A 25,208-nucleotide genomic window follows, 5' to 3' on the forward strand; every position below is an offset into this window, starting at 1 on the left:
CGCCGATCTATGCGGCGGGCGACGGGGTGGTGGAAGCCGCCGGCTGGAACGGCGGATACGGCCGCTATATCCGCATCCGCCATAACGGCACCTATTCGACGGCCTATGCGCATCTGAGCCGGATCGACAGCCGCGTCAAACCCGGCGCCCGGGTCGATCAGCGCCAGATCATCGGCTATGTCGGCACGTCCGGCCGGTCGACCGGACCGCATCTGCATTACGAGGTCCATGTGAACGGCCGCCAGACCAACCCGCTGGGCGTCAAACTGCCGACCGGCAAGACGCTGGCCGGGGCGGAGCTGGCCCGGTTCGAGCGGGTCCGCGCCGAAATCGAACAGCAATACGCCGCGATCGAACCGCGCACCCAGGTCGCCCAGATCGTCGACTAACCCCCCTTCCGAACCGAGGCGCGCCGGACTATCCTTCCGGCCGTCTCCTGGCCGCCTCGGCGGCGCCACGATGGGAAGGTCCCCCATGTCCTACACACTTTACGGTCACGCCGGATCCGGCGGTTATGCGGTCGAGGCCGGCCTGATTCTGGCCAAGGCCGACTACAAGACGATCGAGATCGACACCAAGAAGGGCGAACAGTTCAGCGACGCCTTCCGGGCGGTGAACCCCTGGTGCCAGGTGCCGGCCCTGATCCTGCCAGACGGGACGGTCATGACCGAATCCGCCGCGATGGCCATCCATCTGGCGGACAGCTTCCCGGAGGCGGGTCTCGCCCCGCCGCTTGCCAGTTCCGGCCGCGCGGAATTCCTGCGCTGGATGGTCTTCATGACCATCAACATCTACGAGGGCGATCTGCGCCTCTACTATCCCGACCGGTATACGACCGACGCGAACGGGATCGACGGCGTCAAGGAAGCGGGCCGCGCACATATGCAGCGCGGGTTCCGTACGGTGGAGGGCCTTCTGGGCACGCGGGCCTTCATGCTGGGTTCGGAGATGAGCATGGCGGACATTTATCTGGCCATGCTGCGTGTCTGGTACCGCGATCCGCTGGACAGCCCCCGGGTCGATGCCGTGCAGGAAGCCGTCCGCACCCATCCCCCCATCGCCGATCTTTGGCAGCGCCACTTCCCGGGAAGGTGATCGCCGCCCGCATTGCCCGGAACAGGTTGGGCGGATAGCCTCTGGCTTTCTGTTGGACGGAAACCGTGGAACGGCATTTGCGGACATTCTGGCGTGCAATTCTGCTGACGGCGGCGCTAGGCACCGCACCCGTCTACGCGGCCGACCAGCCGTTCCGGGACTGCCCCCTTTGTCCCGAAGTCGTGTCGATCCCCGCCGGCCGCTTCCTTATCGGCTCGCCCGACGAGGAACCGGGGCGGGCACCCCAGGAAGGGCCGCAGCAATCCATTGCCCTGGCCCATGCCTTCGGCATGACGGTCGCGGAAATCAGCCGTGCGGAATTCGAAACCTTCATCGCGGAAAGCGGCTATCCGGCGGGCGATGCCTGTTATGTCTACGATGGCCTGACCTGGAAGCCGCAACCCGGATTCGACTGGCGCAATCCGGGCTTCGAGCAAGGGCCGGATCACCCCGCCGTCTGTATCAACGCGGAGGACGCCCAGGCCTATGCCATCTGGCTGAGCCGGAAGACCGGGGCGCGCTATCGCCTGCCGTCGGAAGCCGAATGGGAATATGCCGCCAAGGCGGGCACGGACGGGATCGCCGCCCCCGGGACGCTCTGCGGCGTCGCGAACGGGGCGGCGATGGAGAGCAGTTTCGAATACCGCAACACGGCCTGCCGCGACCCGCACCCCGCCACCGCCCCGTCCGGGGCCTATCCGGCGAACGCTTTCGGCCTGACCGGCATGCTGGGCAATGCCCTGGAATGGACGGCCGATTGCTATACCCCCAGCCATGAGGGCGCGGCCCCGTCGGGCGCGCCGCGCCTGGATGGGGATTGCCGCTATCGCATCATGCGCGGCGGCAATTGGGCAGCCGCGCCGCAGCATCTGCGCCCGTCGAACCGGGGCGCAAACCCGATCGGCGACCGGTGGGCGACCAATGGCTTCCGACTGGTACGCGAGCGAGAATGATCCCCGCCGCCGTCAGACCGGCCAGAACAGCAAAATGGCCGGCACCGACACCACGACGATGATCGCCTCAAGCGGCAGGCCGACGCGCCAATAGTCGCCGAAAGCATAACCGCCCGGCCCCATGACCAGGGCGTTGTTCTGGTGGCCGATCGGCGTCAGGAAGGCGCAGGACGCACCGACCGCGACCGCCATCAGATAGGGGTCCGGCGCATGGCCCAGCCCATCCGCGATGGCGAGCCCGATCGGCGCCATGACGACGGTTGTCGCGGCATTGTTGAGAACGTCGCTGAGCGTCATGGTCGCGACCAGGATCAGCCCGATAATCAGCCAGACCGGCAGGCCTTCCGTGCTCCACAGGATACCGTTTGCGATCAGCCCCGTCGCGCCGGTCGATTCCATGGCCCCGCCGACAGGGATCAGCGCGCCCAGCAGCACAATCACCGGCCAGTCGACGCTGTCATAGACCTCGCGCAGGGTCACGACCCCGAAAATGACGATCGCCACCGTCGCAACGCCGAAAGCGATGGGCAGCGGCACGACGCCCAAGGCCGCCGCGACAACGGCCCCAGCAAAGGACGCCAAGACGATCTGTCCCCGGCCGCGCCGGCCGAGGCTCAGATCCCGCTCGCGCAGCGGCAGACAGCCGAACCGGGCAACCGCCGCGTTCAGTTCGTCGGCCGCTCCTTGCAGCAACAGGATGTCGCCCGCGCGGAACTGAAAGTCCTTCAGGCGTCCCCGGTGTGCCCGACCGTTGCGCGCGACGCCGAGCAGGGCGACGCGGTAATGCGGGCCGAAGCGCATCTGGGCCACGGTCCGCCCTTCTAGCAGCGATCCCGCCTGCACCACCAGTTCGACGGCGGCGGCGTCGCCGGAATTGAGGATTTCCTTGAGGCTGGGGCCGCCGCCGCTGAGCGACAGTTCGAGTTCGGCGACGAAGCGGTCGATTTCCTCCGCCGCGCCTTCGACGATCAGTATGTCCGACGCGCGCAAGGGTTCGTGCCGGGGCGGGGCGGGATAATTGCGGCTGCGCCGGATCAGCTTTGCGATCACGACGTCCATATCCTCGCTCATCTTCTCCAGCTCGGTGATGGTCTTGCCATAGGCCTTGCACGTCTTGGACAGCTTGACCTCGGCCGTATAGACGTCGACGCCGAAATTGCCTTCGCCGGTGCCTTTCGGCCCGGCGGGGATCAACCGCCAGCCGACCGCGACCAGATAGATCAGCCCCGCCAGCATGGCGAGACCGCCGACCGGCGCGAAATCGAACATGGCATAGCTGTCGCCCAGGGTCCGGTCCCGGATCGCGGAGATGAGGATATTGGGGGGCGTGCCGATCAGCGTCAGCATGCCGCCCAGGATGGACGCGAAGGCCAGGGGCATCAGCAGCAGATGCGCGGGCCGTTCCGCCTTGCGCGCCGATTGCAGGGCAACCGGCATCAGCATGGCCAGCGCGCCGACATTGTTCATGAAGCCGCTGAGCAGCGCCGCGGTTCCGCCCAACGCGCCGATATGGCCCGGCGTCGTGCCGGCCCCGCGCTGGACGATCCGCGCGATCGGGTCGATCGCCCCCGACGCCGACAGGGCCTTGCTGAGAATGAGGACCAGGGCAACGGTGATCACCGCCGGATTGCCGAATCCGTCGAACGCCTGCCCCGGCTCCACCACCCCCAACAGCACCGCCGCCAGCAGGCCGGTCAACGCGACCAAGTCATAGCGATACTTGCCCCAGATAAACAGACCCAGCAGGGCCCCCAAAAGACCCAGAATCAAACCTTGGTCCAGCGTCACGATCGTTCAGTCCTCAAAGATCGTCGATCACGGCATAAATTGCGTCGAGCTGGGCCGCGCCCATCAGTCGGCTCCTGGCGATCGACCAGCCGTTCACGGGATCGGGCGCATCGGCATTGTCCTTGAACGGCATTTCCAACGTCATGGACAGGGCGCCGAACCGTTCCGCCAATTGCGCGGAGCACATGGATAGATTGGCCTTGCCCGGCGCGGCCTTCGGATAGCCGTGCTTGGTTTGGAAATCCGGATTGGCGCGTTGCAGCGCCGCCTCGTAAGCGACGCGCAGATCGATCATCTTCTGCGTCGCCGACGGCACCGCGTCGGCACCCGCGATGAAATTATAGGGCAGACCTTCGTCGCCGTGCATGTCGAGGCAGAAATGCAGGCCGGCATTGTCCATGGCCTTGAGCGCCAGAAGAACCTCGGGGCTCTTCTCCATCGATGCCTTGTCCCATTCGCGGTTCAAGTTGATGCCCGCCGCATTGGTCCGCAGATGACCGCGGCGGCTGCCGTCCGGGTTCATATTGGGTATGGCGTAGACATTGGCGCGGGCCAGGATCTCGCGGCCGACCGGATCGCTGCGGTCCAACAGACGGGTCAGGAAACCCTCCATGCACCATTCGGCCATGCTCTCGCCCGGATGCTGGCGGGCAATCGCCCAGACGCTTTTCTTGGCGGGATCGCCGTCGCCGATGACCAGAAGGTCCAACTCCTCACCATCCAGCGTTTCGCCCAGCACCGCATGCCGGCAGTTCGGCTGGGTCTGGCAGGCGGCGATCAGATCGCGGTGGCGTTCGCGCGAATAGGGTGCGAAATAGGCGAAATAGAGCGAATCCACTTCCGCCAGGTGCCGGATCGTCAGCACGCCGTCCTGATAGTCCGTGTCGGTGCGGACCCAACTGTCCCGGTCGCCGGACACGCAGGCACGGTAGCCGTCCCACCCTGCCGGGTAAGAGGCTTCGCCCGCATTCTCGATACGGATCACCAGGGATTCCCCGGCAACGCCGCTGACCCGGAAATGGAACCATTGGAAGAAGGCGTCTTCCCCGACATCCGGACGAATCCGCAGGCGTATGTCCTGCGGGTCTTCCGCCGAGACGATTTCGATGTTACCGGAGTCGAAGTTACTGGAAATATGCATGGATGCTCCTGTCGGACGAGACGCGGCCGGTGGCACGATAGGACGGGGCGCGGAAATCGAAAAGCCCTCGTCCCAGGTGGCCGTCAGGCGGAACGGTTTCAATGGCCTGCGCCGTGCGCCGGATTCGCTGCCGGCATTCCGTCGGTCCGGTGATGCGAGAATTGTGATCGGCCGACACGAATATTTTGCTGGCGTCCGCGTGCATGAACGCGCATATGGCCGCCGCGTTTCGGATCGACACTTGCTAAAGAAAGGGCCGCGCCATGATGACCGCCCTGAAATTGAGCTGGGCCCTGTTCTTGGGCCTGACGCTGATCATGATCGGCAACGGCCTCGGCGGCTCATTGGTCGGCGTGCGCACCCAGGTCGAGAATTTCGGCAACAGCCTGACCGGTCTGGTTATGGCCGGATACTTTCTGGGCTTCTTTATCGGCTCCATCATCGTGCCGAAGATGATGGCGCGGGTCGGTCATGTTCGGGTGTTCGGCGCGCTGACCGCCCTCGCCTCCCTGACGATTCTGATCTATCCGCTGTTCATCGATCCCTATGTCTGGACCGCGATGCGGGTCCTGACAGGGGTTGCTTACGCGGGCCTGTATATCGTCGTCGAAAGCTGGCTGAACGAGCGGGCGACCAACGACACGCGGGGGCAGATGCTGGCGATCTATCTGGTCGTCAGTTCCCTGGGCGTCGCGGGCGGGCAGTTGCTGCTGAACCTCTACGACCCCGCCAATTTTGAATTGTTCACCGTGGTCTCCGTCCTGATTTCCATGGCGGCGGTCCCGGTCCTGGTCTCCGCCGCGCGGGCGCCGGACTTCGAAGCGCCGGAATCGCTAGGCCCCCTGCGACTCTACAAAGTGTCGCCGCTGGGCACGATCGGCATGGTTCTGGTCGGCATGACGGCCGGCATCCTGATCGGCATGGGCCCGGCCTACGGTTTCAAGATGTACGGGACCGAATTCGCGTCGCTGTTCATGACGGCAATCTTCGTCGGCGGCTTTCTGTTCACCTGGCCGATCGGCAAGTTGTCGGACATTTTCGACCGCCGCACCGTCATCGTCTGCGTCGTCGCGGCCTGCGTCGGGGTCGGGGTGTTCGGGCTGTTTTTCCAGGATCCCGCCGCGCTGAACCAGCTCCAATCCTATCAGCGCTTCTATGATATCGGCGGCAACCTGTGGAACGACGCGAATGTCCTGTTGCTGGTGGGGCTGGTGTTCGGCGGCATGGCGCTGCCGCTCTATTCCCTGTGCATCGCCCATACCAACGATCACCTGACGTCGAAACAGATGGTCGCTGCCAGTTCGACATTGATCATGGCGAACGGTCTGGGTGCGATGGTCGGTCCCAGCATCGCCGGTCTGGCCATGGATCTGCTGGGGACGCCCGGCTATTTCTGGGCCCTGATCGCGGTCAACATCATCTTCGTCGTCTTCGGCCTGTACCGCATGACACGGCGCCCCGCCATTGCGGCGGAAGATCAGGGCAATTTCGTCGCCGTCGACGCGCGGATGACAGTCGTCGCGACGACCGCCCTGAATCCGGAAGTCGAATGGCCCGAGACCCAGCAAGATGCGGATCTGATCGATGGGGACGCGCCCCCTCCCGCCCCAGAACCTTCGGAACCGGACGCGGAAGCGCAACCCGAAACCTGGGACGACCTGCCGGACGACACGGAGAATGCGACCGACAATCCCGACACCCGTGACGCGAAGGGACAAGACAGGCCGCCCGGCGCGTGATAGGCGTGACAGGCGATGCGTGACGATAGCCCCCTCGACCTGGACCGGTTCCGTAAACTGCTGGAAGACCGATTGGCGGAATTGGCCGCACTGGACGTGTCGACCAAGGATTCCCGCGCGCCCGTAACCCTGGACCAGCAATCCGTCGGACGGCTGTCGCGGATGGACGCCCTGCAGGGGCAGGCCATGGCCTTAGCGACCGAACAGCGCCGGAAGGCGGAGGAATCGCGAATCCGCGCGGCCCTGACGCGGATCGACAATGGCGATTACGGCCTCTGCGCCGTCTGTGATGAGGACATTCCAGTCAAGCGGCTGGAACTGGACCCGGCCATTCAAACCTGCGTCGACTGCGTGGGCGGATCCTGATCCCATGCGCGGTGCCCTGGATTTTCTGCGGGCCGATCCCCGCCTGGCCTTCTACGGCCTGTTCGTCGCCTTTGCCTCCAGTTTCGGACAGACCTATTTCATTTCTCTGTCCGGCGGCGAGATTCGGCGCGATTTCGGCCTGACGGATGGAGAGTTCGGCACGATCTACGGGCTGGGCACCCTGCTGTCGGCAGCGCTGATCGTCTATACCGGCGGGATCATCGACCGGATCGACCTGCGGCGCTGGACCTTGTGCCTGCTTCCCGCCTGCGCCGTCGCCTGCTTCGCGATGGGATCGGTCGCCGGGCCGGTCACGCTGTTCTTCGCGATCTTCCTGCTGCGCCAGACCGGCCAGGGATTGATGAGCCATACGATGGGTCACAGTCTGGGCCGGTACAGCCGCATAGGCAGGGGCAAGGCGGTCGCCTTCGGGTCCTACGGTTTCCCGGTCGGGGAAGCGATCTTTCCCGTCGTCGGCGTCGCCGCCATCGCGGCCTTCGGATGGCGCGACACATGGTATGGCCTGTCCGCGATCTATCTTGTCGTCATGCTGCCCATCGCGATGCTGCTGTTGCGGGGGCACGGCGCGCGCTATGAGGCCTATCAGAGGGACCTGGACGAGAGCGAGGCAGTCGATGTGCCCGTGAAGCCCATCCCCAGCGCCCCGACCGCGCCCCTGGAGAGCAAGTCACGGCTGCCGTCGCGGCATTGGCGGCGACGCGAAGTGCTGCGCGATCTGCGCTTTTACATCTTCCTGCCGGGCCTGCTGGCGCCCAGCTTTATCGTCACCGGCCTGCTGCTGCACGGTGTCCGAATTGCCGAAACCAAGGGCTGGGGCACGGTCGTCTGGGCCGAAAGCATCGTCTTCTATGCCCTGGCCAGTATCCCGTCCGGTCTGTTGATCGGTGCGCTGGTCGACCGCAAGGGGTCGGCCGCCGCCCTGCCGCTGTTCCTGCCGCCGACCATCGTCGGCTGCCTGATACTGGCCTATGGAGAAGGCGACTGGACCGCGCCGGCTTTCATGGCCCTGTCCGGCATGACGGCGGGGATGACATCCGTCATCCAGGTCGCGCTGTGGGCGGAAAGCTACGGCACCCGGTATCTGGGCGAGATCAAGGCGCTGATGACCGCGCTGATGGTGTTTTCCAGCGCCGCCGCGCCGCCGATCCTGGGTTGGATGTTCGACTGGCACTGGTCCGTCGCCGAAATCGCGGTCTTCTGCGCAGCTTACGCGGCGCTTGGCAGCGTACTTTCCATCCTGGCGGCGCGTCGTTACGCTGCGCCGACCGCTTAATCAATTCAGGGAGCCTAGAATGCCGAACCTCTGGCTGTTCAAATCCGAACCCGGAACTTGGGGCTGGGACGATCAGGTCGCCAAGGGCGATGTCGGCGAAGGCTGGGACGGTGTCCGGAACTACCAGGCATCCAACAATATGAAGGCGATGAAGATCGGCGACCGGGGCTTCTTCTACCATTCGGTCAACGAGAAACAGATCGTCGGCATCGTCGAGGTCATCGAGGAATATCATCCCGACCCGACCGACGCGAAAGGCCGGTTCGGCATGGTCACTATCAAGGCGATTCGCCCCTTCACCAAACCGGTCACCCTGGCCGACATCAAGGCGGAGCCGGCGCTGGCCGACCTGCCCCTGATCAAACAGTCGCGCCTGTCGGTCATGCCGATCCCGGAAGACGCCTGGGCCCTGATCTGCAAGATGGGCGAAACCGACCCGTCCTGACCCCAAATTTCTGAGCGGAGCCCATCATGGGTAAAATGGACATCAGGCCGAGGCTGGACCCGCAGATGGCGGCGGCCCTTGAGGTCGAGGCACGGATTGCGGCGGAAACCGTCGCTCGGCACGGGCTGGAAAACGCCGATCCGAAAGATCTGACAGCGGTGCGACTGCAATACAATGCGAACCGCGCCTATTGGAACACCGACGCGCCAATCATGGACGAAAGCCAGGATCTGCTGCTTCCGGGTCCCTACCGCGATATCCCTGCGCGGCTGCACCGCCCGGTCCAGCGCGGCGCGGAACCGGCCCCGGTGCTGATCTATCTGCATGGTGGCGGATGGATCGTCGGCAATCTGGATACCCATGACCGCATCATGCGCATCCTGGCGCAGAAAAGCGGCTGCTGCGTTCTGGGGGTCGATTATCACCTGGCACCGGAAGCGAAGTTTCCCCAACCGCAGGACGAATGTTGCGCCGCCGCCGATTGGATTCTGCAGCATGGCGCGGAATATGGGTTGGATCCGAACCGGATCGCCCTGGCGGGGGATTCCGCCGGGGCCAACATGTCCATGACTGTGCTGATGCATCTCAAGGACCAGGGCCGGATCGGCGCGGTCGGCGCGGCCCTGCTATATTATGGCTCCTATGGCCTGCGCGATTCGGCGTCGCGCCGGCTTTGGGGCGGTGCAGAGGACGGGTTGAGCGCGGCCGACCTCGCCTTCTTCCGCGAATGCCTGTTCGAAGATCAGGCGAAAATGTTGGATCCGCGTTTCGACATCCTGGCCAACGATCTGACGGATCTGCCGCCGCTCTTCGTGCTGGAAGTTGCGATGGACCCGCTGGCCGATGACAGCCGCGCCCTGGCCGATGCCGTCCTGGAAGCGGGCGGGCAGGTGGATTACCGGCGTGCGGAAGGCGTATTGCACGGCTATCTGCACATGAGCCACAGCGTCGATGCCGCGATGGACGCCCTGTCGGACGGGGCCGCCTTCCTGCGCGCGCGGATGTGACGGCCCCGTCAGGCGTCGAAACGGGCCGCGGCCTTGTCGATGAACTTGGCCAGCTTGACGTCCAGTTCGGAAAGCCCGTCGCAGTCATGGGTGGTCAGGACGATATCCACCCGATTGTAGACATTCGACCATTCCGGATGATGATCCAGCTTTTCCGCCTGCATCGCGACATGGGTCATGAAGCCGAAGGCCTGGTTGAAGGTCTTGAACTTGAAGCCCTGCTGGATCGCATCGCGGCCGTCGACCGGTGTCCAATCGGCCAGTTCCGCCAGGGCCGACGCCTTTTCCGCCGCCGTCAGTTTTGTCGCCATGGTTCGATCCTCTCTCGCTCTATGGCCCGACTATGGCTATATCAGGCCCATGACCCAATTCACCCTGCCCCCCAGCCTGGACGATATAGAAGCGATCGCCAACCGTCAGTTGGCGGAACTGCCCGACACGTTCCGGCGCCATCTGGGCGACATTCTGTTCCGCGTGCAGGATTTCCCGGACCAGGAGACCTTGGACGCGCTGGAGCTTGAATCCCCGTTCGACCTGATGGGCCTCTATCACGGCGTCGATATGAGCCGTAAATCCGTCGCCGACCCGGCGCCCGGAATCGATATGATCTATCTCTACCGCCGCCCCTTGCTGGATTACTGGTGCGAGGAGGAAGAGGATTTCGAGCATCTGGTCCGACATGTCCTGATCCATGAGATCGGCCATCATTTCGGCCTGAGCGACGACGACATGCACGCGATCGAGGACGCCGCGGAGGACGCACAATGAGCGATGGTCTCGCCGCCCGCCGCGCCGCCCTGACTATGGTCGAGGCGGTTCTGGAGCACGATCGCGGCCTGGACGAATGCGCCGATGCCACGGCCGGGTTGGAGCCGCGGGACCGGGCCTTTGCCCGCCTGATCGCGCTGACCGTCCTGCGGCGTCTGGGCCAGCTGGACGCGCTGACCGACCTGCTGCTGGAAAAGCCGCCGCAAGGCCGTACCCGCCGCATTCGCCATGTCCTGCGGATCGGGCTGGCCCAGCTTCTGTTTCTGGAAACGCCGGCCCATGCCGCCGTCGACGCCTCCGTCGAGCTGGCGCGGGGCGAGGGCATGGCAAAACTGGCCGGGCTGGTGAACGCCGTTCTGCGCCGCGCGGTGCGGGAAAAGGCGGCCCTGCTGAGCCGGCAAGACGCCGCGCACGCCAACACGCCCGCCTGGTTGCGCGACGACTGGGTCGGCCAGTTCGGGGAGGGATTGGCCCAGGCCATTGCCGACGCGCATCTGGCCGAGCCGCCGACGGATCTGACCTGCCCGGACCGGGCCGACGATTTGGCGGCCGAATTGGGCGGCACGCGCATCGGCCGGGATACGGTGCGTTTGGTCCGACCGGGCGATGTCGCCGCCTTACCGGGCTATGACGCGGGCACCTGGTGGGTCCAGGACGTTGCCGCCACATTGCCGGTAACAGTGCTGGGCGACGTGGCAGGACGACGGGTTATCGATCTCTGCGCCGCGCCCGGCGGCAAGACGGCGCAACTTGCCGCCGCCGGGGCCACGGTTACCGCCGTCGACCGGTCCAAACCCCGCCTGGCGCGCCTGCGGGAGAATATGGAGCGGCTGGGCCGCACGGTCGACATCGTCGCGGCCGACGCCACGCAATGGCGCCCGGACGAACCGGCGGATGCCGTCTTGCTGGATGCGCCTTGCAGCGCCACCGGCACCTTGCGCCGCCATCCCGAAATCGCCCATCGCCGCGGTTCGGCGGATGTCCAGAAACTGGCGGCGCTGCAACGCAGACTGGCCAGTGCCGCAATTGAGATGCTGAAACCCGGCGGTATTCTGGTCGCCGCGACCTGTTCCCTGCAATCGGCGGAGGGGCCCGGCTTTTTCAATGACGTGCGGGCGTTGGAGGGACTTGAGCCTCTGCCGATCGATCGGTCGGATCTGCCGACAGAACTCGGCGACGCCGTGACCCCCGACGGGTGCCTGCGCACCCATCCGGCCATGCTGCGGGATCAGGGCGGGATGGACGGTTTCTTCGTCATGCGGTTTCGCAAGCGCCCGTAACGTCCTGGGCTATTCCTTCAGCTTCGCCAGAAGTGCGATCAGCGCTTCCGCCTCCCCCGCCGTCAGCCGGTCGCCGAAGTGACGGGCGATCGCGCGCGCATAGACCGGCCACATGGCACGCCTTACGGCCTGCCCTTCGTCGGTGATCGCCAGGATGTGGCCCCGCCCGTCCTCCTCACAGGGTACCCGCTGGATCAACCCTGCCTTGGCCATGCGGTCCAGCAGGCGGGACATATTGTACTGCGCCAGCAGCAGCCGCTCCTGAAGCTGATAGGGGCGCAGACGGTCCGGCCCCGCCCGGCGCAGTTCCAGCAGCACGTCATACCAAGCCAGCGGCGGATGGCCCGCAGCCTTCAGATCGGCCTCGACCCGTCCAATAAGATCCTGGGACACCCGGACAAGGCGGGCCCAGGCGTGAATCGTCGCTTCCGACGGTCGGTCTGTCGTCTCGGTCATTCCATATTCTGGCATATAGATGCAGTTACATCAAGATTGACAATCCCTCACCTATCCACATATAGATGCAACTGCATTTACCAAGGAGATCCACCATGCTGGATGAAAGAACCGTTCAAGACATCGGCGCGGCCCTGTTGCGGATCGCGTTGGGCGTCGTTTTCCTGGCGCATTCGGCGCTGCTCAAACTGGCGATCTATGGCATGCCGGGAACGGCGCAGTTCTTCGAGTCTCTCGGCCTGCCGGGCGTTCTGGCCTATATCGTCGTCTGTACCGAAATTCTGGGCGGATCGATGCTGATCCTGGGCGTTCAGGCACGCTGGGTCGCGCTCGCGCTGACACCGATCCTGATCGGCGCAACCTGGACCCATTGGCCGAATGGCTGGCTGTTCACCGCCGCGAATGGCGGTTGGGAATATCCGGCCTATCTGACGGTCATGGCGATCGCCTGTTTCCTGATCGGCGAGGGCCGTTTCGTCCTGGTCCGCTCGCATCCCCTGCCCGCCCTCGACGCGGGGGCGGCCCGATGAGCGCCGCCCTCACCCTCGTCAGCCACACGCTGTGTCCCTATGTTCAGCGCGCGGCTATCGCCCTGACCGAGAAATCGATACCGTTCGAGCGGATTTATATCGATCTGGCGGATAAGCCGGGCTGGTTCACCGACCTGTCCCCGCTGGGCAAGGTACCGGTGTTGAAAGTGGCACAGGGCGGGCGCGAAAGCGCGATCTTCGAATCCGCCGTTATCCTGGAATACATCGAAGAGACGCAGCCGCATCCCCTGCATCCGTCCGACCCGCTGGACCGTGCGCGGCACCGGTCCTGGATCGAATACGGGTCCCAGATCCTGAACCGGATCGGCGCGGTTTACTCGGCGCCGGACGATGCAGCGCTGACCGTCGAAAAAGCCCGGCTGGACCAAATGCTGGAACGCCTGGAAGAAGCGTTGGATGCGGCACCATGGTTCGCGGGCGCCGAGTTCTCCCTGGTCGATACGGTCTACGGCCCGATCTTCCGCTATTTCGACGTCCTGGACCGCATTCCGGCTGCCGCCATGCCGTCCGGATTGCCAAAGGCCCGGGCCTGGCGGAAGGCCTTGTCGGAAAGGCCTTCCGTCGTCGCGGCCGTGTCGCCCGACTATCCGGCCCTGTTGACCGACTTCCTGCGCCGCCGGGGTGGAGCGCTGTCCCGGACGATGGCCCCGGGCTGAACTTTGCGGCGATTTTCACCGGCTGGTCACCAAACCGTCACGCGCCCAAGGCACACTGTCAGAATGGTGCCCTGGGCGCAGTGGCGAATCGGGGCCCTCCCTAGCCGTCGGGGAAGACGATGCCCAGACTTGCCATCGCGTTCGTGCTGTTGATCGCATCGGTCCTGCCCGCCCGGGCCGAAAGCGGCGTGGTGCGGCTGGCAAGCCTCGAATGGCCGCCCTATAGCAGCGAATCCGCCGTTCTGGGCGGGCGCAGCATCGACACCGCCCGGCGCGCCCTGGCCCATGTCGGCATGAAACTGGAAGTCGTCTATCTGCCCTGGGCCAGGACGGTCCAAGCCGGCACGACCGGCGACGGTTTCGACGGCTATCTGCCCGAATACCATTCCGACGCCATCGACGCCGAAGCCGCGGGCAATCGTTGTCTGTTCAGCCGCTCCATCGGCCGCAGCCCGGTCGGTATCCTGGAACGCCGCGACGCACCGGTCGCCTGGTCCAAACCCGCCGATCTGACGCCCCATCTGTTCGGCGTGGTGCGGGGCTATGTGAACGAGGCCCAGTTCGATTCCATGGTCAGCGATGACCGGATCGCGGTCATCGAATCGGTCGACGACGCCATCAACATCCGCATGGTTGCCGCAAAGCGCATCCGCGCCGCCATCATCGACCCGCATGTTTACGATTATCTCAGCCGTCGCGACCCGACCCTGACGGCTCTGCGCCAGAATCTGCAGATCAACAATCGCCTGCTGACCACGCATGACCTGTTCGTCTGCTTCCGCCCGACCCGGCGCGGCGCGGAACTGCGCAGCCTGTTCAATCAGGGCCTGGACAGCCTGGGCGTCGGGATCAGCCAGGCGGACGATGCCCCGACCGCCGACCGGTCCTAATCCGCCGACACTCCGTTTCCGGCGTTCCGCCACGACTGAATCTTCCGGTACAGCGTCGACGGAGCGACGCCCAGCGCACCGGCCGCTTTCGGGACGTTGCCGCCGCACAGTGCGACCGCCGCTTCGATCGTTTCCCGCTCCACCTGCGCCAGGGGGCGGATCTCCGTGGCCAGGGGCGCCGCCGGTCCGGCGCCGCCCGACAGAATGCGCCGGCCGCCCGACGTCAGCGCGGTCGTCACCATGTCGCCGGTCACGCGATCGCCATCGTTCAGGACGACGATGTTACGCATCGTGTTTTCCAACTCCCGAACATTGCCTGGCCAATCGTGCCGCCGTAACTGATCCAAAGCATCCTTATCCAGTCCACGGAAACGCTTCCCCTCCTCTTCCGCGAAGCGTTTCACCATGCCGGCCGCAATCGGTTCGATATCCTCCGGGCGGTCTCGCAAGGCCGGCATTCGCACCGGAATGACGTTCAGGCGATAATACAAATCCTCGCGCAGATTGCCGTCGCGGATCGCCTCGCCCGGCTCGCGGTTGGTGGCGCAGACGAATCGGACGTCGACCTCGCGCTCGGTATTCTCGCCGATCCGTGTGTAGCGCCCGGTTTGAATGAACCGCAGCAGCTTGGTCTGCAGATCCATGTCCATCTCGCCGATTTCGTCCAGGAACAGCGTCCCGCCATCGGCCTGTTCCGCCGCGCCCTTGCGGTCGGCGGTCGCCCCGGTAAAAGCGCCTTTGCGATGACCGAAAATCTCGGATTCCATCAATTCGCGCGGAATGGCCCCGCAGTTCAGGGCGACGAAGGACCCGCCCCGGCGCGGGCTTTCGGCATGGATGGCGTGGGCGCATAATTCCTTACCCGTGCCGGATTCCCCAGTGACGAAGACGCTGGCCTTGGAGGCCGCCGCGGCGGCGATGGTGCGATAGACCGCCTGCATCGGGGCCGAGCCGCCGATGAAGCGATGAAACCCGCCGGAGATCGGACGCGTTACCGCATCGACGATTCCGGCCAGATCGTGCCGTTCGACCGCATTCGCCACGGTCACGATCAGGCGCTGGGCATCGAAGGGTTTGACCAGGAAATCATAGGCCCCGAGGCGCATCGCCTCGACCGCGCGGTTGACCGAACCATGGGCGGTAATGACCACGACGGGCGCGGAGACGCCCATCTCCTTCAGGCGCTTCAGCACTTCGAACCCGTCGATATCGGGAAGCTGAACATCCAGCAGAATGACCGCCGGCTTCAGCGTCTGCGCCGCTTCCAGGCCTTCCCCGCCCTGAACGCAATGATGTACGACGGCGCTCTGAGCATTGAGCTGCGCGGTATAAAGTTCCGCCAGTTTGGCGTTGTCCTCGATCAGCAGGACCTGCCGGCCAGGAAGCATATAGTCACCCGTTTGACCGTGCGGCATCCACCTTGCCGCAGAGCCCCGTCCCCGACACAATTATGACCCATCACGCGGTTTCGCAAAATGCAAAAACCGCCCCCGAAGTAAAATAATCGATATCGAACAGGAGGATCGGCCCCATGCGGCTTAAGGATAAAATCGCGATCGTGACCGGCGCGGCGTCGGGTTTCGGCGAAGGCATCGCCCATCGGTTCGCCGCCGAAGGGGCGAAGGTCGTCCTGGCGGATATCAATGACGAGAACGGGCGGAAAGTCGCCCAGGAGATCGGCGGCGATGCGGTCTATGCCCATACCGACGTGACCAGCGCGGCGGACTGGCAATCCGTGGTCAAGACTGCGACGGATACGTTCGGGCGCTTGGACATCGTCGTGAACAATGCCGGTTACACCCATCTGAACCGACCGATGCTGGAAGTCGACGAGGCTGAGTTCGAGAAGGTCTATGCGATCAACGTGAAGTCGCTGTTCCTGTCCGCCCATGCCGCGGTTCCGGTGTTCCGCGCCCAGGGCGGCGGACAATTCCTGAACATCGCGTCGACGGCCGGGATACGCCCGCGTCCGGGACTGGTCTGGTACAACAGTTCGAAATCCGCCGCGATCGGCGTCACCCGGTCCATGGCCATCGAACTGGCGGCAGAGCAGATCCGGGTCAACGCGATCAACCCGGTCGCCGGCGAGACCCCGCTACTTAAACGCTTCATGGGGGAAGACACGCCGGAAAAGCGGGCCATGTTCAAGGCGTCGATCCCGATGGGACGCCTGTCCACCGCCGCAGACATTGCCGGGGCGGCGGTCTATCTGTGTTCCGACGACGCGTCCTTGGTCACCGGCGTCTGCATGGAAGTGGACGGGGGGCGCTGCATATGACCGGCAATGCCTCAGCCCCCACGCTGCGGGACGTACCGGCCATTCTGACCCCGGATCACGCCGTCGACCTGAAAGCCGCTTCGACACCGAACTTCTATCAGGAGCTCGATTCGGATTACGGCGGCTTCGAGGGGCATGTCCTCATCTCGGAACATGCCTTCTCCGCTGATTGGGGCGTTTGGGAAGTTCACCCGGCCGGGGATGAGTTCATCTATCTGCTGGAAGGGGCTGCGGATTTTATCTGCTACGCAGACGGCCGGGAGACGGTGACACGGCTGGACACGCCGGGCCAATTCGTCGTGGTGCCGCGCGATGCCTGGCATACGGCCCGCACCACCGTGCCGACCCGCGCCCTGTTCGTCACCCCAGGCGCCGGGACGCAGCACAGCGACGATCCCCGCGCCTGAGCCGGGGCAGTACGCGCAATAGAAGACCGCCCGGCAGAGCGCTGCCGGGCGGTTTCTGTTTTTCAGTCTGACCTGTCAGCTTATTCGCTGCGCAGGATCGACAGCAGGTTCAGGATGTGGATGAACATCGTCACGAAGCTGCCGTAGAGCAGCAGCGCGCCGAACAGGGCCAGACGGCCGACCTGCGTGTCACCCAGCGTGTCCATGTACCAGTTCTTGATCTGCTGGGTTTCGTAGGCGGTCAGGCCGGCAAAGACCAGCACGACAGCCGCCGACAGGATCAGCGAGAACATGGAGGACGCGATGAAGATGTTCACGACCATCGCGATCAGAAGGCCGATGACGGCCATCATCAGGAACCGGCCGACGCCACTGAGGTCCTTCTTCGTCGTGTAGCCGAACAGGCTGGCGCCCGCGAACATGCCGGCGGTGATGAAGAAGGCGCGGGCCACGTCCATCGTGCCTTCGGTCGTCTGCAGGAAGAAGGCGACCATCGGCGAGATCATCACGCCCCAGAGCGCGCAATAGACCCAATAGAAGGCATGCGCCGCAAAGGTCGACTTCATCGTCACGATCTTCGACGAGAAGAAGCCCATTCCCATGACCGCCGCGAACAGCACCCATTTCATCGGACCGACGGCGAGCTGCACCATGATTGCCGGGTTGCTGGCCATGAACAGGACGATCAGGCCGGTAAACGCGACACCCAGCGCCATGTAGTTGTATACGCGCAGCATATAGGACCGCAGGCCGGCGTCGATTTCTTCGCGGTCGGCGGTACCGGCACGGGTCGCGTAACGGTTCGGATTGAGAGCCATTGCTCGTTGCCCCTTTTCTACCCTCGTTTAAGATTCTCCCCACAGCATTTGCCTTGCCGCATGGGATGGTTTTCCGCCGTCAATATGGGTGGGATCGCGCTAAATTTCAACTGGACTCGGCTGGGCACTCCCGGTTTCCGACACGCCCGCGCCGTTATTCGTTCCGCAGCAACGGCGCGGCCTTCTTGCCCAGGGCCGACCACGTCCCCGCGAACCCCAGAGAGATCGTCGCCGCCAGCGCCACCACGACCGTCAGTGCGGCGGCTTCCGGGACGAAAATCCAGTCCGCCTGCATCACTTCCTCGATCACGACATAGGCGGCGACACCGCCGACCACACCGGCGATGAGGGCGGTCAGCAGACCCAGCAGGCCGAATTCCAGCAGATAGGCGACCAAGATGTCACGGCGGGTTGCGCCCAGGACCTTCAAGACGACGGACTCATAGATCCGGCGGCTGTGTCCGGCCGCCACCGCCCCGGCCAGCACCAGCACGCCCGCAACGATGGCGATCGCCGCGATGGCCGTCACCGCCGTCCCCAGATCGCGCAGGATCTTGTCGACCCCTTCCAGCACTTCCTTCACTCGGATGGCGGACACGTTCGGGTAAAGATCCGTCACCGCGCGCTCCAGCGTCACTTCCCGGTCGGGGTCCAGATAGGCCGTTGCCAGATACATTTGCGGCGCGCTTTCCAGAAGGCCCGGCGAGAAGACCATGACAAAGTTGATCCCCAGCGAGGTCCAATCGATGGTCCGCAGGTTTGCGATTTCCGCTTCGATCTCGCGGCCCAGAACGTTGACCGTAACCGAATCCCCGATCTCCAGCCCGAAATGGCCGGCGGCTTCGGCATCGAAACTGACCAGCGTGCGGGCGGTGTCGGCATAATCCGCCGACCACCACTCGCCTTCGACGATCTCGCTGCCGCGCTCCGGCGGTGTGGCGGACCAGGTAATCCCCCGGTCGCCGCGCAGCATCCAGGCGACATCGGGATGGGGGGTGATCTCTTCCACCGGAACGCCGTCCAGGGCCACGATCCGCCCGCGCAGCATCGGCACGGTGTCATAACGCTGAAGACCGTCGAACCCGTCCAGGGTCTCGCGGAACCCGTCGATCTGATCCGGCTGGATGTCGATGAAGAAATAGCCCGGCGCCTCGCCACGGAAGGTCTCGGAGACCTGACGCGAGAGATTGCCTTCGATCATCGCGACGGCGATCAGCACCGTCAGACCGAGCCCCAAGGAAACGACGATGCCGCCGGTGGGGGCGCCCGGCCGGTGCAGGTTGGCCAGGGCGAGGGCGATACGCGTATCCCTGGGACGCGGCAGTTTCCGGGCCACGACCATCGCCGCCCAGGCCGCGCCACGAAAGGCCAGCAGCGTCGCCACGGCGCCGCCCGTGAATGCGAGCGCCACGACAGGCTGATCGGCGGACAGGACAGCCAGCCCCACCAATCCGATGGCTGAGGCCGCCAGGAACAGGGCCATTTTCGGGCCCGGCCGCGCGGTGACGGGGTTCAGCAGATCGCGGAACAAGGTCGCCGCCGGTACCGAACTGGCCCGCGCCAAGGGCCATAACGCGAAAACCAGGGTGGTCAGCAGGCCGAACCCGGCCGCCAGAAGCAGCGGCATGGGGTAGAAGCCGACACGCGCCTCCACCGGCAGCTTATCGGCCAGCATCGGCACGACGAAGGAGGGGCCGACCCCGCCCAGAAGCAGCCCCAGAACGATCCCGACCACGGCGAGCACGCCGACCTGCATCAGGTAGGTCGCGAAGATCGTCGACGACGGGGCGCCCAGGCATTTCAGCGTCGCGATGGTGCCGGTACGCTGGTTCAGGAAGGCGCGCACCGCGTTGCCGACCCCGACACCGCCGACCAGAAGCGCGGTCAGCCCGACCAAGGTCATGAACAGGCCGACCCGGTCGACGAACCGTTGAATGTTGGGCGCGGCATCGTCCAGGGCGCGCACCCGCCACCCGGCATCCGGAAACTGCGTGTTCAGCGCCTCGACCCAGTCCGCGACAGCCGTCTGCGGGGGCAACAGAACGCGGTAATGGTAACGGATGAGGCTGCCCGGCTGCTCCAGGTCGGTTTCCGGCAAGGCATCGATGGAAATGAAAACGCGCGGGCCCAGGTTGAATGCCTGGGTTCCCTTATCCGGCTCCTCCAGGAAATCGCCGCGATATTCGAACTGCGCTTCGCCGATCTTCACCCGGTCGCCGATTGTCAGGTGCAGACGCTCCGCCAATTGCGGCGCGGCGATCAAGCCCCAGACGCCGTCGCGTTGTTCCAGGGCCGACATCTCGACGCCGTCCCGCAGAACCAGCGCACCGTTCAACGGATACGCCTGGTCGACGGCTTTCATTTCAACCAGACGCCGTTCCGCCCCGTCGGCGCGGATGGCCATGGCGCGCATCTCCACGATATGCGACAGCGCAGCCGAATTGTCGCGAAGCCAATCGACCTTTTCGGAATCGGCCGCCACATGGACCAGCCGGATGTCGACATCGCCGCCCAGCAGCACCCTTCCATCGGCCTTCAACCCAGCCTCGATCGCCGAGGCCAGGGACCCGACGCCGGCAATGGCGGCGACACCCAGCGCCAGACAGGCCAGAAAGACACGAAAGCCTTTCAGGCCGCCGCGCAGTTCACGAAAAGCAAAACGAGAAGCGGTTGCCAGCACCCGGGTTACTCCGCCGCTTTCAGCGCCGCGCCGCCGGTCAGGCGGCCGTCGCGCATCTCCACCCGCCGATCGCAGGCGGCAGCGAGCGTGGAATCATGCGTGATCAGCATCAATGTCGTGTCATGATCCCGGGCCAGCGAGAACATCAGATCTACGATCTGCGCGCCCGTATCGGCGTCCAGATTGCCTGTCGGCTCATCCGCCAGGATCAGTTTCGGTTCAGCGGCGAAGGCTCGGGCCAGGGCGACACGCTGCTGCTCCCCGCCCGAAAGCTGCCCCGGGTAATGCCGCAGACGCTGCCCCAGACCGACCTGATCCAGCACCGCCGCGGCCCGCTCCGCCGCGTCGCGGCGGCCGGCCAGTTCCAGGGGGATGGCCACGTTCTCGACCGCGGTCATCGTCGGCACCAGATGGAAGCTTTGAAAGACAATGCCCAGATTGTCGCGCCGAAACCGCGCCAGACCGTCCTCGTCGAGGGCGCCGAAATCCTGACCGCCGACGACCACTTGCCCAGATGTCGCCTGTTCCAATCCCGCGACGATCATCAGCATCGACGTCTTTCCGGATCCGGACGGCCCGACGATGCTGACGGTCTCTCCCCGCATCACGGACAAATCGACGCCATGCAGAATGTTGACGTCGCCCGCCAAGGACCCAAGTGTAAGATGCACATCGCGCAGCGCGATCATTTCGGTTTTCGCGCCGCCGCTCACGCCGCTCTGTAATTGGGATGACATGACCCGCCTTTCCTTGAACCGTCTTCGGCTATATGGCGCCCTGGCGTCCATGATCAATGCCGCAACCACGATCTGCGCGGTCTTTGTGCTTGCCGCCACCCCTTCATCGGCCGCCGAAAGGGCGACGGTCCTGGCCCTGGGCGACAGTCTGGTCGCCGGCTACGGCCTGCCGAAGGAAGACAGTTTTCCGGCCGTTCTGGAGGCTGAACTGAAGGCATTGGGCCATGATGTCCGCGTCATCAATGGCGGCGTATCCGGCGACACATCCAAGGCCGGGTTGAGCCGCGTCGACTGGCTGTTCGCGGAAAAGCCGGATCTGATGCTGCTGGAACTGGGTGCGAATGACGGTTTGCGCGGATTGCCGCCGGAAGACACCGAACGGAACCTGGCCCAGATCATCGAGAAATCCCAAGCTGCCGGGGTGCCGGTACTGCTGACCGGCATGCTGGCCCCGCCGAATATGGGCCGCGACTATGGCGAGGCGTTCAATGCCCTTTATCCCCGGTTGGCAGAAAAATACGGCACCGCCTTCTACCCCTTCTTCTTGGACGGCGTGGCGGCGGAACCGCATCTCAACCAGGGTGACGGCATGCATCCGAACGCCGCCGGGGTCGAGATCATCGCGCGGCGCATCGCGCCCAGTGTGATCGACGCGCTGGCCGCCGGGTCCGGATCGTGACGCCGGTCGGGCCGCGATGAGCGGCGCCCCGGCAGACTTCATCGCCGCACAGGCGACGGGCGAAACCTGGCAACAGGCAATCGGTCGTCTGCTGCCGGTCCTTCAGAAGGCCAGCCCGGAACACCGGCTTGGCCTGATTTATCTGACGCCGGATTTTGCCTCGGAACTGCCCGATATCGAAGTTCTACTGCGGCAATCGACCGGTGTGCAGCATTGGGCCGGGACCGTTGGATTCGGTACGATCGGCACCGCCCGCGACGGCGCATTGGAGGAATGTTACGGCAGTCCGGCGATTTCGGTCCTGCTGTGCCCATTCCCCGAGACCGCATTCCGGATCTTCTCCGGCGCGCGAGGCGAATCCGACCGGGTCAGCGAAACGCATTCGGATTGGCTGTCGCAAGCCGGCCCCCCGATGATCCTGGCCCATGGGGATACCGGCAACGGACTGTTGGGCAGTATCATCGACGACATCGTTGAAGAGACGGACGGTTTCCTGATCGGCGGTTTGAGCGCCGCGCAGGGTCCCGGGTCGCAGGTCGCGGACGGCGCCGACGGACAGGGATTGAGCGGCGTCCTGTTGTCACTGACTCAATTGCCGATTCAAACCGCCCTCAGCCAGGGGTGCAGTCCCATCGGACCGGTCCATACCGTGACGGCGGGTGAAGAGAATGTGATCTTCGAATTGAACGGCCGGAAGGCACTCGACGTCTTCAAGGAGGATATCGGCGAAATCCTGGCCCGCGACCTGAATCGATGCGCCGGCTACATCTTCGCCGCCCTGCCGGTGGCCGGGTCGGATAGCGGCGACTACACGGTCCGGAACCTGATGGCGATCGATCCGCGCCACGGCGCCATCGCCATCGCCGCATCGGTCCGGCCGGGCGACGGGGTCATGTTCTGCCGCCGCGATCCGGCAAGCGCGGCCGAGGACATGCGCCGCATGCTGTCCGACATCAAACGCCGTCTGGGCGAAAGGCCGATCCGCGGCGGGCTCTATGTATCCTGCGCCGCGCGCGGCCCCAATCAGTTCAGCGACCCGGCCCGCGAAACGCAGTTGATCGAGGAGACTCTGGGCCGCTTCCCCCTGACCGGATTCTTCGCAAACGGCGAATTCAGCCGCGACCGTCTTTACTCGTATACCGGGGTGCTGACGCTGTTCCTCTGACGAGGCCAAAATTTGTTCAGGACGTGGCAGACAACTGAAAGCGCGATGCGCAGGAATGGCTGTCGACCCGTCCGTCGATGGTCCTGCCGCCAACGGTGCCGTTGACCACGAACCCTGATCCCGTACTAAACAGATCCGCCTCGAAACTGAATTTCGATCCGCTGACCTTGCCCGACATGGTCTCGACTGTCCCGCCGGCCCTTGTGAAGTCGAACACCAAAGTGACGACCCGGTTGTAGTAGCGCGCGGTGACCGGGTAGACTTCCCCTCTTTCGCAAATCTTCGGTCCAGGCACATTCCCTTCGCTTCGAGGCGTTGCGCCTTCCCCGAAGAAACTCCCGGCATAAGCCGTTCCGCGTCCAGCCGGAACCGGTTGCACTGAGTTATCGCTCGATTGTCGCTTGTTGTGATCCACCTTGTACTGGCCATCCGGGACGCCGCCACGCCAGTCTCCCGGATTATCCCAAACGATCTGCTTCCCGCGCGCAAAAACCAAACATTTGGATTTATGCCGCTTCTCGCATTGATAGATGATCTGAGTATCCGCCAGTGCCTCGCAATGTCCTTGATAGTTCCAAGGGCAATAATAATAGAACGAGTTTTTGCCATCCTCGGTAACAGCGAAACTCATCGGCGTTTCACGGGAAATGTAATTGTCGTAGTTCCGCAAAACCCCGTCGCTGAACTGGATCGGGCCGCTGCCGGAGTATCCGCCGCTGCGACAGCTGGCGACGCCCACAACAAGCAACACAAGAATCAGATTCCGCATAACGCATCCCCTTCAGACAATCACCCAATGATAAGGGTCTACCCCGGCAACTCAACCTAGTCGGGTTATCTGCGGGCGATTTTCAAATGGCGCCTTTTCACATGGCAGCAGTGTCCCATATCTAGAAAGTGGCCCCGCCGTGTCCGGGGCCGTTTTATTTTGACCGGAGGGGAACCGATCGATGCGTTACAACAAGTTGGGTCATACCGATATCGACGTCAGCGTCATCTGCCTGGGCACCATGACCTGGGGCGAGCAGAATTCCGAGGCGGAAGGCCATGCCCAGATGGATCTGGCCCTGGAGCGCGGCGTGAATTTCTGGGACACGGCGGAGCTCTACGCCATTCCGCCTCGGGCGGAGACCTACGGCCGGACGGAGGAAATCATCGGCACCTGGTTCGCCAAGACGGGCCGGCGGTCCGAGGTCATTCTGGCGTCCAAGGTCGCGGGCCGCGCCACGCGCCTGCCCTATATGCGTCCGCATCTGTATGACGGCGAGACGCGCCTGGACCGTCAATCGATCCTGGAGGCCTGCGACGCCAGTCTGAAACGGCTTCAAACCGATTATATCGACGTCTACCAGCTGCATTGGCCGGAACGGGAAACCACAGCCTTCGACGTCGTGAACTATAACCACAATCCCGAACGGGACGGTTTTCCGATTGAAGAGTCCCTGCGCGCGCTGGAGGAATTGGTGAAAGCCGGAAAGGTTCGATATGTCGGCCTGTCCAACGAATCGGCCTGGGGCGTCATGGAGTTTCTGCGCCTGGCCGAAACGGCGGGCCTGCCGCGCGTTGTGTCCGTGCAGAACCCCTACAATCTGCTGAAGCGCGAGTATGAGTATGGATTGGCGGAGGTATCCTGCCGCACCGGCGCCGGCCTCCTGGCCTATTCGCCGTTGGCCATGGGCACCCTGTCCGGAAAGTATCTCGACGGCGCCCGCCCGGACGGTGCGCGCCTCTCTCTATTCGGGCAGTATTTTCCGCGTTATCAAAGCGATAGGGCCGTTGCGACCATTCGCAAATATGTCGAAACCGCCCGCCGCCACGGGCTCGATCCAGCGCAGATGGCGAATACTTTCGTCAATACGCGGCAGTTCACAACGTCGAACATCATCGGAGCCACGACGCTGGATCAGCTCAACGCCGCGATCGATACCGGCGACATGACCCTGTCCGACGCGGTCCTGGCCGACATAGAAACCATTCACAAGGAGACGCCAATCGGGTATTAGTGGTCTGGGTGT

The 25,208-nt window shown here is 64.3% G+C and carries 27 protein-coding genes (1 of these 27 running past the window's edge); 18 read left to right on the top strand and 9 right to left on the bottom strand.

What is annotated here, in order from left to right; all coding sequences use genetic code 11:
- From ACO06O_RS12655 to ACO06O_RS12665, 3 genes are all read left to right on the top strand, one after another.
- Window positions 1–389 carry the end of a peptidoglycan DD-metalloendopeptidase family protein gene (locus tag ACO06O_RS12655; protein ID WP_421880264.1) on the top strand. The gene continues 970 nt to the left of window position 1, outside the view, so 389 of the gene's 1,359 nt are visible here — the last part of the coding sequence; its start codon lies beyond the left edge, outside the window; its stop codon occupies window positions 387–389.
- Window positions 390–474: 85 nt separating this feature from the next.
- A complete protein-coding gene (locus ACO06O_RS12660) occupies window positions 475–1,095 on the top strand; it encodes a glutathione S-transferase family protein (protein WP_421880266.1) in 621 nt (206 codons plus the stop codon).
- Between the two features lie 65 nt (window positions 1,096–1,160).
- Entirely contained in the window at window positions 1,161–2,048 is an 888-nt protein-coding gene (locus ACO06O_RS12665; protein ID WP_421880268.1) for a formylglycine-generating enzyme family protein, read from the top strand.
- A 12-nt stretch (window positions 2,049–2,060) separates the two neighbouring features.
- Here ACO06O_RS12665 and ACO06O_RS12670 read toward each other — a convergent pair whose 3' ends face one another.
- On the bottom strand, window positions 2,061–3,836 hold the full coding sequence (locus ACO06O_RS12670) for an SLC13 family permease (RefSeq protein ID WP_421880270.1): 1,776 nt from the start codon (window positions 3,834–3,836) through the stop codon (window positions 2,061–2,063).
- A 13-nt stretch (window positions 3,837–3,849) separates the two neighbouring features.
- Window positions 3,850–4,977, bottom strand: coding sequence for a M14 family metallopeptidase (locus ACO06O_RS12675; RefSeq protein WP_421880272.1), 1,128 nt, complete (start codon window positions 4,975–4,977; stop codon window positions 3,850–3,852).
- A 263-nt stretch (window positions 4,978–5,240) separates the two neighbouring features.
- Here ACO06O_RS12675 and ACO06O_RS12680 point away from each other — a divergent pair, with 263 nt between their 5' ends.
- The 5 genes from ACO06O_RS12680 to ACO06O_RS12700 are packed head-to-tail and all read left to right on the top strand — an operon-like array spanning window position 5,241 to window position 9,828.
- Complete coding sequence (locus ACO06O_RS12680; protein ID WP_421880274.1) at window positions 5,241–6,716, top strand: MFS transporter; 1,476 nt, start codon at window positions 5,241–5,243, stop codon at window positions 6,714–6,716.
- 15 nt (window positions 6,717–6,731) lie between these two features.
- Window positions 6,732–7,082: a TraR/DksA family transcriptional regulator gene (locus ACO06O_RS12685; protein ID WP_421880276.1), complete on the top strand. Its 351-nt coding sequence runs from the start codon at window positions 6,732–6,734 to the stop codon at window positions 7,080–7,082.
- Window positions 7,083–7,086: 4 nt separating this feature from the next.
- Window positions 7,087–8,376 carry an MFS transporter gene (locus ACO06O_RS12690; RefSeq protein ID WP_421880278.1) on the top strand — a complete coding sequence of 430 codons (1,290 nt, stop codon included), beginning with the start codon at window positions 7,087–7,089 and terminating at the stop codon, window positions 8,374–8,376.
- Window positions 8,377–8,395: 19 nt separating this feature from the next.
- On the top strand, window positions 8,396–8,821 hold the full coding sequence (locus ACO06O_RS12695; protein ID WP_421880280.1) for an EVE domain-containing protein: 426 nt from the start codon (window positions 8,396–8,398) through the stop codon (window positions 8,819–8,821).
- Window positions 8,822–8,847: 26 nt separating this feature from the next.
- A complete protein-coding gene (locus ACO06O_RS12700) occupies window positions 8,848–9,828 on the top strand; it encodes an alpha/beta hydrolase fold domain-containing protein (protein WP_421880281.1) in 981 nt (326 codons plus the stop codon).
- Window positions 9,829–9,836: 8 nt separating this feature from the next.
- On the opposite strand, the gene ACO06O_RS12705 is transcribed toward ACO06O_RS12700, so the two are convergent.
- Window positions 9,837–10,139 (bottom strand): 4a-hydroxytetrahydrobiopterin dehydratase, encoded by a 303-nt coding sequence (locus ACO06O_RS12705; protein WP_421880282.1) that lies wholly within the window; start codon window positions 10,137–10,139, stop codon window positions 9,837–9,839.
- Between the two features lie 49 nt (window positions 10,140–10,188).
- On the opposite strand from ACO06O_RS12705, the gene ACO06O_RS12710 reads away from it, so the two are divergent.
- Together ACO06O_RS12710 and ACO06O_RS12715 are read left to right on the top strand one after the other, a co-directional pair.
- Window positions 10,189–10,596, top strand: coding sequence for a metallopeptidase family protein (locus ACO06O_RS12710; RefSeq protein ID WP_421880284.1), 408 nt, complete (start codon window positions 10,189–10,191; stop codon window positions 10,594–10,596).
- On the top strand, window positions 10,593–11,876 hold the full coding sequence (locus tag ACO06O_RS12715; protein WP_421880286.1) for a transcription antitermination factor NusB: 1,284 nt from the start codon (window positions 10,593–10,595) through the stop codon (window positions 11,874–11,876). Before ACO06O_RS12710 ends, ACO06O_RS12715 begins: the two co-directional genes overlap by 4 nt.
- 9 nt (window positions 11,877–11,885) lie before the next feature.
- Here ACO06O_RS12715 and ACO06O_RS12720 read toward each other — a convergent pair whose 3' ends face one another.
- Window positions 11,886–12,332 (bottom strand): MarR family winged helix-turn-helix transcriptional regulator, encoded by a 447-nt coding sequence (locus ACO06O_RS12720; protein ID WP_421880288.1) that lies wholly within the window; start codon window positions 12,330–12,332, stop codon window positions 11,886–11,888.
- Between the two features lie 95 nt (window positions 12,333–12,427).
- Here ACO06O_RS12720 and ACO06O_RS12725 point away from each other — a divergent pair, with 95 nt between their 5' ends.
- The 3 genes from ACO06O_RS12725 to ACO06O_RS12735 all read left to right on the top strand — a co-directional run bounded on the left by ACO06O_RS12725 (window position 12,428) and on the right by ACO06O_RS12735 (window position 14,429).
- The gene (locus ACO06O_RS12725) at window positions 12,428–12,862 is read left to right on the top strand and encodes a DoxX family protein (protein WP_421880290.1); all 435 of its coding nucleotides are present in this window, start codon (window positions 12,428–12,430) and stop codon (window positions 12,860–12,862) included.
- Entirely contained in the window at window positions 12,859–13,539 is a 681-nt protein-coding gene (locus ACO06O_RS12730) for a glutathione S-transferase family protein (protein WP_421880292.1), read from the top strand. The genes ACO06O_RS12725 and ACO06O_RS12730 overlap by 4 nt, the downstream gene beginning before the upstream one ends.
- Before the next feature lie 119 nt (window positions 13,540–13,658).
- Window positions 13,659–14,429: a substrate-binding periplasmic protein gene (locus ACO06O_RS12735; protein ID WP_421880294.1), complete on the top strand. Its 771-nt coding sequence runs from the start codon at window positions 13,659–13,661 to the stop codon at window positions 14,427–14,429.
- Here the strand turns inward: ACO06O_RS12735 and ACO06O_RS12740 are convergent.
- Window positions 14,426–15,817, bottom strand: a complete 1,392-nt coding sequence (locus ACO06O_RS12740) for a sigma-54-dependent transcriptional regulator (protein ID WP_421880296.1) — start codon at window positions 15,815–15,817, stop codon at window positions 14,426–14,428. The genes ACO06O_RS12735 and ACO06O_RS12740 overlap by 4 nt on opposite strands.
- A 143-nt stretch (window positions 15,818–15,960) precedes the next feature.
- Between ACO06O_RS12740 and ACO06O_RS12745 the strand changes: the two genes are divergently transcribed.
- Together ACO06O_RS12745 and ACO06O_RS12750 are read left to right on the top strand one after the other, a co-directional pair.
- Window positions 15,961–16,707: a glucose 1-dehydrogenase gene (locus ACO06O_RS12745; RefSeq protein ID WP_421880298.1), complete on the top strand. Its 747-nt coding sequence runs from the start codon at window positions 15,961–15,963 to the stop codon at window positions 16,705–16,707.
- Window positions 16,704–17,114: a cupin domain-containing protein gene (locus ACO06O_RS12750; RefSeq protein WP_421880300.1), complete on the top strand. Its 411-nt coding sequence runs from the start codon at window positions 16,704–16,706 to the stop codon at window positions 17,112–17,114. The genes ACO06O_RS12745 and ACO06O_RS12750 overlap by 4 nt, the downstream gene beginning before the upstream one ends.
- A gap of 80 nt (window positions 17,115–17,194) precedes the next feature.
- On the opposite strand, the gene ACO06O_RS12755 is transcribed toward ACO06O_RS12750, so the two are convergent.
- From ACO06O_RS12755 to ACO06O_RS12765, 3 genes are all read right to left on the bottom strand, one after another.
- Window positions 17,195–17,932 (bottom strand): Bax inhibitor-1/YccA family protein, encoded by a 738-nt coding sequence (locus ACO06O_RS12755; RefSeq protein ID WP_421880302.1) that lies wholly within the window; start codon window positions 17,930–17,932, stop codon window positions 17,195–17,197.
- A 154-nt stretch (window positions 17,933–18,086) separates the two neighbouring features.
- The gene (locus ACO06O_RS12760) at window positions 18,087–20,612 is read right to left on the bottom strand and encodes an ABC transporter permease (protein ID WP_421880304.1); all 2,526 of its coding nucleotides are present in this window, start codon (window positions 20,610–20,612) and stop codon (window positions 18,087–18,089) included.
- A gap of 5 nt (window positions 20,613–20,617) precedes the next feature.
- Entirely contained in the window at window positions 20,618–21,349 is a 732-nt protein-coding gene (locus tag ACO06O_RS12765; protein ID WP_421880306.1) for an ABC transporter ATP-binding protein, read from the bottom strand.
- Here ACO06O_RS12765 and ACO06O_RS12770 point away from each other — a divergent pair.
- Window positions 21,348–22,028, top strand: a complete 681-nt coding sequence (locus ACO06O_RS12770; protein ID WP_421880308.1) for an arylesterase — start codon at window positions 21,348–21,350, stop codon at window positions 22,026–22,028. The two genes, ACO06O_RS12765 and ACO06O_RS12770, sit on opposite strands and share 2 nt — an antisense overlap.
- Window positions 22,029–22,044: 16 nt before the next feature.
- Window positions 22,045–23,193, top strand: a complete 1,149-nt coding sequence (locus ACO06O_RS12775) for an FIST signal transduction protein (protein WP_421880310.1) — start codon at window positions 22,045–22,047, stop codon at window positions 23,191–23,193.
- 16 nt (window positions 23,194–23,209) lie between these two features.
- On the opposite strand, the gene ACO06O_RS12780 is transcribed toward ACO06O_RS12775, so the two are convergent.
- Window positions 23,210–23,962, bottom strand: coding sequence for a hypothetical protein (locus ACO06O_RS12780; RefSeq protein WP_421880312.1), 753 nt, complete (start codon window positions 23,960–23,962; stop codon window positions 23,210–23,212).
- Between the two features lie 181 nt (window positions 23,963–24,143).
- On the opposite strand from ACO06O_RS12780, the gene ACO06O_RS12785 reads away from it, so the two are divergent.
- Window positions 24,144–25,196, top strand: coding sequence for an NADP(H)-dependent aldo-keto reductase (locus ACO06O_RS12785; protein WP_421880314.1), 1,053 nt, complete (start codon window positions 24,144–24,146; stop codon window positions 25,194–25,196).
- Window positions 25,197–25,208: the final 12 nt, after the last annotated feature.

The organism is Pacificispira sp., assembly GCF_965228185.1.
In the GTDB taxonomy this organism is placed as follows: Bacteria; Pseudomonadota; Alphaproteobacteria; order UBA8366; family Aestuariispiraceae; genus Pacificispira.